Consider the following 8,843-nt stretch of genomic DNA (forward strand, 5'->3'; position numbering starts at 1 on the left):
AGATACCTCTATACCACAAACCAGCTGGAGCGCGTGAGCAAGGAAGTGAAGCGTCGAACGAAGGTGGCGGAGGTATTCTGGGGTGAGGAGGCAGTGGAGAAGCTGCTGTACCTGGTGCTATGCCACTTAAACGAGCGGTTAGAAGGGCGTCGGTTGCGGGGCTTTGCAGAAGCGTTGATGGGAAGCCACCATGTTGCTCAGACACAATGAACGCACCACTATGAAGGCTGTGCAGAAGTGCTGATATGAAGCTATCACGCTGCCAACACACAATGTGACTCTGGAAACGGTCTATGTCTAGCGGATGCGCTCCTAGGGCCCATCCAGTTTGCCAAGTCGCTGTAACATTGGGCCACAGCGCAGTGGGCGGAGAGGTTTTTTCGAGTGATATTTCAGGACTTTTCTAGCGAACGCCACGTCCTGGGGGGTCGCCGCACAATGCCCCCATGTGGCCGAGTTGTTCTCAGGACCCGTACGACGTATTGACAGATTGTAACCAAGTAATAACACAGCACGAAAAATGAGAACAGCCAAGTTTTCGCACCCGGGGTTAACGAGCCGACTTTTGCAGCAGCGCCTCCACCTCCTTTCGCTGGGGCAGCGAAGGCTGGGCCCCTTTGCGAGTGGTGGCCAACGCTCCGGCAGCATTGGCCCAAATGATCGCCTCTTCCAGGGGCTTACCTTCAGCGAGAGCTACAGCGAGTCCGCCATTGAATGCGTCCCCGGCTGCGGTGGTGTCCACCGGATCCACACAAAAACCAGGGAAATGGCGAAAGCTGCTCCCTTCGATCAGAAAAGCACCCTCCTTGCCGGCTTTGCAGATCACCCGACCAACCCCGCGGGACAAGAGCGCTTTCCCGGCCCTTTCCACATCTTTCTCCCCGGTCAAGGCGAAGAGTTCACCGCGGTTAGGGGTGATAATGTCCACCCGGGTAAGTGGCAGGTTGAAACCTTTTTGGGGTAAAGCCGGGGCCGGATCCAGAATCACCACAGGGCGATCTCGAGGCAGGCGCTTGAGCAGGTATGCTATGGTCGGGAGTGGGATTTCAAGCTGGAGGAGTAATATTTCCGCTGCCAAAAGTTTAGCTAAAACGCGGTCTACGTAGCTTGGATTGACATGAGCGTTGGCTCCGGGCACATATATAATGGTGTTTTCACCGCCTTGCGCCACCGAAATAAAGGCGATGCCGGAGGGGCTACTGGGTTCTCTTTCCACTGCCTCCACGTTGACCTTGTTTTCGTGCAGGGTCCGGAGGAGTTCTTCACCGAAGGTGTCACCCCCGACTTTGCCGAAGAAGGAAACACGGGCTCCCAGGCGAGCAGCCGCCACCGCCTGGTTAGCCCCTTTACCGCCGGGGTAGCGGGCAAAAGAGAGGCCAGGCATTGTCTCTCCTGGTGAAGGCAGCCGCTCTACCTCAACAACAAAGTCCATGTTCACGCTTCCCAGCACTGAACACCAAAGCATAGTCCAACGCCTCTTCCCCAGATTCACACTAGCCCTGATTTCAAATGGCCCCTTTTCGGGGGGCTGCGATCCACATCAGGGCGCACGCAGTCACTACGGCAATAATGGCAGCAGCGATACCCCACAAATAAGTCCCGCTCAAGTCGCTGATAAGCCCTCCAATCCACACCCCGAAACTTCCGCCTATACCTACCATGCTTTCAGCTGCTCCGTAGAATAGTCCGAAATTGTACTTGCGGAAGAGCTCGGCGATTGTTGTGATAAAAGCAGGGCCAATGGTTCCCCAACCGATGCCCGCCAAGACTGCGAAGCACCAGGACAGAAGGTTAATTTCCCTGACATGCAATCCGCCACGTTCCAGTAGCAGCATGCTCACAAGTGCCAACAGTAGCGTACCACACCCTAGCGTGAAGATCGATTCCTTGCGGAAGTGATCGACACACCACCCGGCAGGGATCCTAAATGCTGCCGCTACTAATCCCGACAGCCCCACCAAGAACGCCCCTTTTAAAGGATCAACGCCGCTTCCCACCATCACAACGAGGCTGTAAGCCAGCATGAACTGGATGGCAAAGAAAACCGCTGCAGGCACTAAAAGCGCGTTCCAAAGCCTCCTTGTCCTCATCAACTGCACAAGGCTTAGCCGTTTGTGGCTCATCCCGGAACTGTGCACCATGGTCCCACCTGACGAGTCCGCTTTGTTCGCTTTTCCACCCACAAACGTTGCCCGAAGAACTATTACGCTTGTAGGGAGAAGGCACAATAGGATAAATGCCGCAAGTCCTAAAAACGCTACCCTGAAGCCGTACAGCATGGAGACCCATTGGACTGCTGGAACCACTGTAATCATTCCGAGTCCCATCCCAGACGTCGTTACACCAATGGCCAGGCCAGGATGTTCTCTGAAGGTTTGAGCTACAACGATGTTGTACGCAACGGGGGAAATAACCATCAGGCCAGCCCCTACAAGGACGCCGTAGAAGACAGAAAACTCCCAAGGGGACCTAATAAACGAACATAGTGCCAACCCTGCGCTCAGCACTACTAGCCCGGAGACCATCACCAGCATGCCTCCCAGGCGTCCAATGATCCAGCCGATCAGGGGAGCCAAGAAAGCATATGTTACAAGACCTAAAGACTGGCCTGCGGCTGCTGCTCTTGCTGGCCAGTGAAGTTCCTCACTTAATATGCGATAAAATACAGCAAATGAGCCACGTATGCCACTCCATGTAGCCAGAGATACAAAGCCAATGACTATTAGAAGCCACTTCAGGTTTCGCATTACCTTTCTTGAGCTGCTACTGCTGCTCCAATCACCTAGCCCTGTTCTGCCTATCACGGTTAACCCCCGCTCCCGTTCGACATGCACATCCTATAGTTGTGCCCCCACATTCCGCCCTAACGGTTAGCCCAATACCTGGTATGGACGCGTAACGTAGATTCAAGGAACTTTGAGACATCTATACCAACGCCTTCCATTTCTCTGCTATAGAGAAAGCCGTTCAACCCGCCATACGTGCGTCTAGCCTAGCTATTGCCTCCATTACCATGGACTTGAAACACGGTATGTCGGCATCTACTGCCACTTCCACATCCCCTGCTTGTTCGATCACGCCTCTGCGCCTGTCGACCACTGTCATACCGCGCGTCAGTTCCCCCTTCGTCTCCACGCGAACCGGATAGCTTTTCGTTACCAAGAGATCCTCCTTAATGACGCCAGCGACAGCAAGTGCATCGTGAAGCACTGCAGCTCTAATCCCACGCAGCTTTTCGTGGCGTTCAGCGAAAAACGTTAGGAGCGCTGCAAGAGGTCCCGATACTGGCCCTTTCATCCTTGACAGTTGCATAATGTCGTGGTCATCAAATACGGCTTTCATTGTTACGTCCAAACCCACCATCGTTATCGGCACACCTGCACCAAAGACAATCGCAGCTGCCTCTGGATCTACAAAGATATTGAACTCCGCTACAGGAGTGCGGTTCCCTCCACATATGCTCCCCCCCATCAACACTATGCGAGCAATCTTCTCTGCAATGTCTGGCGCCATTAATAGTGCCACTGCTATGTTAGTCAGGGGACCAGTAGGTATAATCGTAATGTTGCCCGCAGCACTACGAACAACGTCAATGATGAAGTTTACGGCGTGTATCTGTAACGGGACGATCCTTGGTGATGGAAGTGTCGCGCCGTCAAGCCCACTCTCACCGTGAATCTCGTGCGCTGTCACAAGATCCCGAACCAGCGGCTTATGGAACCCCCGCGCTACAGGCACTCGCTCCTCTCCAATCAACGTTAGTACCCTTAAAGTATTCTCAAGCGTCTTGTCCACTGTTTGGTTGCCTGCAACCGTTGTGATGCCACACACATCCAGAGAATCAGAGGCGCAGGCAAGCATTATCGCGACTGCATCATCATGCCCCGTGTCCACATCAAGCAGAACGCGCTTCTTCATGATACCCCCCCTTCATTCTTTCGGCTATCTTGGCAGCGGCCAACCCCTGCCGTCCCCAGATTATCAGTTCCTCTAACTCTCGAGCTGTCACGTCTTCCTTCTTAACATCGGCTATCTTGTCTCCCCTTTCAAGCACAACGAACCTATCAGCTATCGGATATACGTGGAGCGTTAGGTGCGAGACGAGCACAACCGATGAGCCTGCTTCACGGGCGTTCTCAATGTACTTCAGAACTTCAGCCGTTTCCTTCAGAGAAAGGGCTGCAGTAGGTTCGTCAAGGAGAAGCAGTTCCCCGCCAAAGTACATTGCCCTACCAATGGCAATAGCCTGCCGCTGCCCTCCGGAAAGCGTTCCAACAAGCTGATCCACGTTGATGTCAATCCCTATCCTGCGCAGAATCTCCCGCGCAACCGTTCTACACCGGCGCTTGTCCAAAAGCCTAATTATCCCGTAGTTCCTAACGAGTTCCCTCCCCAGGAAGAAGTTCTCCCATACCGTCATCTCGTCAATAAGGCTTCCCGCTTGATGGACAGCCATAATCCCTCTGCTAATAGCATCCGCTGGTGACGAGAAATGGACCTCTTTTCCCTTAAAAAATATTTGGCCATGATCAGGCTTATACACACCAGTTAACACCTTTATCAACGTAGTCTTCCCTGCACCGTTATCTCCTACCAACCCTACAATCTCTTGAGGGTTCACGTGGAAGTCCACATTCCGAAGTGCCTGAATGGTGCCAAACCGCTTGCTAATCCCCACCATCCGAATCAAACTGTCCATCTGCTGCACCCCCCAATAATGCTTATGCTCTCCGGTATGGGGTTCCAATCCCCTTTGCCAATTGCGTTTGCTGGCGGAAAGCCACTAATATCACCAAGACCGCTAAGTATGGCAGCATCAGGAAAAGATAGCTACCTCCCTGCCTCATCAGGACAGCGGTGCCCGGCAGATTCTGCATCCATAATGACATGCTAGATAACAAGCCGAATAGCAACGCCCCTTCTAGCGTTAGGATAGGATCTAGCCCACCAAATTTCACACAAGCCAGCGCTATGAATCCGCGTCCCTGGACTAGCGTAGGAGATATAAGCCCAACCCAGTCCAGAGAGAGGTACGTGCCAGCCAACCCAGCGAACATACCGCCAACCGCCGCCGCGACCGTTCGCAACCTGTACACGTCGATTCCCAACGTATCTGTCACAAAGGGGTTGAAGCCCACGCCCTTGGCCCGCAAACCAAAGCGGGTCTGGGCAAGGATGAAGTAGACCCCTACACTTAGAACAACTGCTAGACAACTCATGTATGACAGCGGCCCATACTGGGTCATGACTTTAGGCATCCTGAGGTTCGGAGGAATGCGGTAGAAGCCCAGCGTACCGAACCCGAAGAACAATACGAAAGTCACTAAGCCCACCGCAGCGGTATTCAAGCCAAGCCCTAGAAGGAGTTGGTTGAACCTCCCACGGGTAGCCAGCACTCCAAACGCTAGCCCTAGCAGACCTCCAGATACCCCACCGGCGATGATGGCCCAGCCCAAGCTACCGCTTACGGTCGCCACCCAGGTAGAGAAGAGAGCTGAAACAAGCATCATACCCTCGATCCCGATGTTGAACATACCACATCGCTCGACTATCACTTCCCCCGCAGCTCCAAGAGCAATGGGCGCCATTGCTGCAATGCCAATAAGAAAAAGGCTTACAGCGTGTTCAAAGCCAAAATACAGACCCGGCGCCAGAGCCAAAAGCACGATGAATACCAGCACCCCGCTCCTTGCGGCGTTCATCCTAAGTAGGTTCGTCATTCTCCTCTGTCCCCCTCTTCTCTGGACGACGTACTTGGACCAGATACTGCAAGAAGAGCCTTTTGAACAATCCCAGCAAACGCTGGGGCGGCGTTGATGAAGATTATCAGACCTACAACTACCTGTGTTATCTCGGGGGGAAGTTTGAGATAAATCTGTAGTCCTCGAGCCGCGGCAAGTAGCATTGCAATGAAGAAGGCCCCGAACGGAGTCACCAGAGGATGATTCCTGGAGAGCACCGAGACAGCGATACCCAAGTAGCCCCAGTTGGTCAGGATTTCAGCGCTATCGGTGATCCGCCACATGGGGGGCATTCCACTCGTCAAGACAAAACCTGCAAAGCCAGCCAGAGCCCCTGCGCTCATGAAAGCCATACTCTGCATCTTCACGGTCCGAATACCAAGATTCCGGGCGGTCGACATGTCGTACCCGGTCGCGCGCAGGTGCATACCCAAGCGCGTGTGCCAGAAAACGAAATATACCGCGAGGCAAATTAACAGGCTCAGTGGAGAGAGGATTGTGACATTGCTGCCGCCAAAAAGTGGGAGCACGCGAGCTGACGGCAAGATCTGAACTGAGAACATCGGCCATTGTGAATCCCGAAGAAAAGTGCTCACTGTTGCCCCGACTGCAAACAGGCCGACCCAATTTAGCATTATCGTTGCCAGCACCTCGTGGACGTTCCATTTGCGCTTCAGGTAGGCAACCGGGAGCATCCATAACGCACCTGCTCCCAGAGCGGAGGCGCAAACGACCACATGGTGAAACCCACTCGGGAGTTTTACGAATGCTCCACAGGTAAGAGCCGCTATTGCCGCAACTTGCACAGCCCCTTCGACACCGATGTTAAAGACCCCCGTGCGTACTCCGACAATCCACGCAGCACTTGTAGCGAGAAGAGGCGTGGCGTTCGCGATGACGCTGTAAAGGCCCCTTCTAGAGAGAAGCGCATAGCCGAAACCTGCCCCAATAACCTCCCGTGGGTCGTAACCGAAGATCCAAGGGACCAGAATCATGATAGCCAGACTCAGTCCCGTGCTGGCAACCACACTATAGAAGCCATATCTCCACATCCTAATGCGCACCATGTACTTATGCGCCAAACCTTATCCAGATAAGGGGCCCCTCAGCTCAAGAGGGGCCCCCACCGATTAGCCATAAATCTTGCGCAACTCCTCAATCCGCCACTTCTCAGGTTCTCCAAAGGGCCTCGGAATTTCCACTTCTTCACGCATAATCGCGTCGATCATCTCTTGCATCACGTTCCATACCCATTCTGGTTGCGCATTTCGCATGTAGTGCCAATGTGCTATAAGGTTGGCCCGATCGTCCGTCGATATCTTGCCCAGGTAGAGCATGTAGTCGAGAAAGAGCTCGAACGTTGCCAAGTCAGTAACACCCATTCCACCATTGGCAAAGTTGTACCAGACGAAAGGATGTGCAGCAACATAGTCCCGAAACTCACCTTTTACAATCAACTCAATCGCTTGACGTACTGCCAGGTCCGCGCGCTTCAAGGCGGAGATAATGATGTGAGGACTCATCCACTCCTGGACCAGATCCACCCCGATGGCAAAGGGAGGTAACCCTGCGGGTATGCCACGCTCTCTGTGGTGGTCGTCTACGTAGCTGAAGATACCCAAGCCAGTTGCACCGGCTACGTTGTACACTACTCCTGCCCCGGCGAGAACCTGCGCTTCTGTTGCCGCGCGCCCGAGTGCCGGATCAACAAAACTCCCTGTGTACGTCCACAATACGCGCTCCTGCCGCGGCTTCTGAGCGATTGGTGCGGCGGCCAGCAGGTCAGGATAGTCACGTCCTATCTTGTTGAGAGCCCAATCAACACCAAACTTGTACCCCATCTCAAACTCGTGCAGTACTGCACCTTCGCGCCCCAAGACAAGCCCCACATGAGGCATACCATAATGCACCGCCAGAGCGGCTGCCAACGCTCCGACAACTGCGCTCGGTTGCTCCTGTTGATACAGAACGTTAAAGACGTTTGGAAGAGGAGCAGTCAGCTTGACGTCAGTCATCATGAAGTTTTGATCGGGAAACTCAGCCGCGACAGCTTCCACAGCTGGGCGCAGTTGCCAACCAACAACAACGATCAAACCATAACGACGAGACTCGGCGAGTGTCGCAAGGTCTGAAAGGGCGGTTACCTCGGTTGTCAGAACATCGGTCACGCTACCTACCAACCCTTCCGTTTTCGCCACCATAGCTCCCAGCCAATGCAGAAACGTCCAGCTCAATCCTTCCTTTGGAACAATAGAAATAACGGCGACATCAATGGTGGCTGCAGAAGTCGTTAGCCACACCGCAGCCAAAAGCAACGCACAACCTTTTCCCTTCCACCTCATAACATTTCACCTCCTGGTATACTTATATATCGCACGACACTGCTTCAATCCCGCGACAATTGCTGTCTTCTCTCACCTCCCTTCCTTTTTCTATTTGGCTGAACAGTGGCTCCTCGAATTAGGCGGGTCTCCAGGCAGTAAATGTTTACAGAATCCCGCAGGAGCTTATGCAACGCTTCCTGTCCAATCCGGAAGGCAGGGATTTCGACCGTGGTAAGCGGAGGCCTAACCAGGTCGGACCAGGGGACGTGGTCGAAGCCGGTCACCCCAAGGTCGTCCGGAACTCGCAATCCTTCGTCCTCAGCTGCCCGGATCGCACCAATTGCCATGAGATCGTTGCCACACATGATAGCGTCCACCTTTTCTGTTTTCAGGACAAGCTTTGCTAGTTCGTAGCCGGACTCATAGGTGAAGTTCCCACGTCGCACTGCCACAGGCTCCAGACCCGCCGCTTTCATGGCTTCCTGAAAACCCAGAAGCCTATCTTGGGAAGTGCTGACGTCTTCAGGTCCCGCAATGTAAACAATCCGTCGGTAACCAAGGCTAAGCACGTACTTGGTAAGCTCTCGGCTACCACCGCGGTTGTCTGCCTCCACCGTAGGTAAGCCCTCCACTCGCCGGTCGGCCACCACTATCCGAATCCCACACTTAAGAAGCCGCTTGATTCTGTCCACATCCGGCTTACCAACCGGAGTGAACACAATCCCCTCCGCCCTCTCAGCAAGCAGGATGTCCAAATAGCGCGATTCCTTCTCGACGG

9 protein-coding genes are annotated in these 8,843 nt (G+C 53.9%); 1 reads left to right on the forward strand and 8 read right to left on the reverse strand.

The window, feature by feature from the left end:
* On the forward strand, positions 1 to 210 hold a 210-nt coding region (locus Q0721_RS10090), incomplete at its 5' end, for a transposase (RefSeq protein WP_299029178.1).
* 340 nt (positions 211 to 550) lie between these two features.
* Here Q0721_RS10090 and rbsK read toward each other — a convergent pair.
* From rbsK to Q0721_RS10130, 8 genes are all read right to left on the reverse strand, one after another.
* Positions 551 to 1,465, reverse strand: a complete 915-nt coding sequence (gene rbsK / locus Q0721_RS10095) for a ribokinase (protein ID WP_299029181.1) — start codon at positions 1,463 to 1,465, stop codon at positions 551 to 553.
* A 40-nt stretch (positions 1,466 to 1,505) separates the two neighbouring features.
* A complete protein-coding gene (locus Q0721_RS10100; RefSeq protein ID WP_299029184.1) occupies positions 1,506 to 2,747 on the reverse strand; it encodes an MFS transporter in 1,242 nt (413 codons plus the stop codon).
* Between the two features lie 220 nt (positions 2,748 to 2,967).
* A complete protein-coding gene (locus tag Q0721_RS10105) occupies positions 2,968 to 3,918 on the reverse strand; it encodes a nucleoside hydrolase (RefSeq protein ID WP_299029187.1) in 951 nt (316 codons plus the stop codon).
* Positions 3,896 to 4,699 carry an ATP-binding cassette domain-containing protein gene (locus tag Q0721_RS10110; protein ID WP_299029189.1) on the reverse strand — a complete coding sequence of 268 codons (804 nt, stop codon included), beginning with the start codon at positions 4,697 to 4,699 and terminating at the stop codon, positions 3,896 to 3,898. The genes Q0721_RS10105 and Q0721_RS10110 overlap by 23 nt, the downstream gene beginning before the upstream one ends.
* A gap of 22 nt (positions 4,700 to 4,721) precedes the next feature.
* A complete protein-coding gene (locus Q0721_RS10115) occupies positions 4,722 to 5,720 on the reverse strand; it encodes an ABC transporter permease (RefSeq protein WP_299029192.1) in 999 nt (332 codons plus the stop codon).
* Positions 5,717 to 6,808, reverse strand: coding sequence for an ABC transporter permease (locus Q0721_RS10120; RefSeq protein WP_299029196.1), 1,092 nt, complete (start codon positions 6,806 to 6,808; stop codon positions 5,717 to 5,719). The genes Q0721_RS10115 and Q0721_RS10120 overlap by 4 nt, the downstream gene beginning before the upstream one ends.
* Before the next feature lie 63 nt (positions 6,809 to 6,871).
* Positions 6,872 to 8,083 carry a BMP family ABC transporter substrate-binding protein gene (locus tag Q0721_RS10125; protein ID WP_299029199.1) on the reverse strand — a complete coding sequence of 404 codons (1,212 nt, stop codon included), beginning with the start codon at positions 8,081 to 8,083 and terminating at the stop codon, positions 6,872 to 6,874.
* Between the two features lie 44 nt (positions 8,084 to 8,127).
* The coding region (locus tag Q0721_RS10130) for a substrate-binding domain-containing protein (protein ID WP_299029202.1) at positions 8,128 to 8,843 on the reverse strand (716 nt) is incomplete at its 5' end.

The organism is uncultured Thermanaerothrix sp., from assembly GCF_938028735.1.
Taxonomy (GTDB): domain Bacteria; phylum Chloroflexota; class Anaerolineae; order Anaerolineales; family Anaerolineaceae; genus Thermanaerothrix.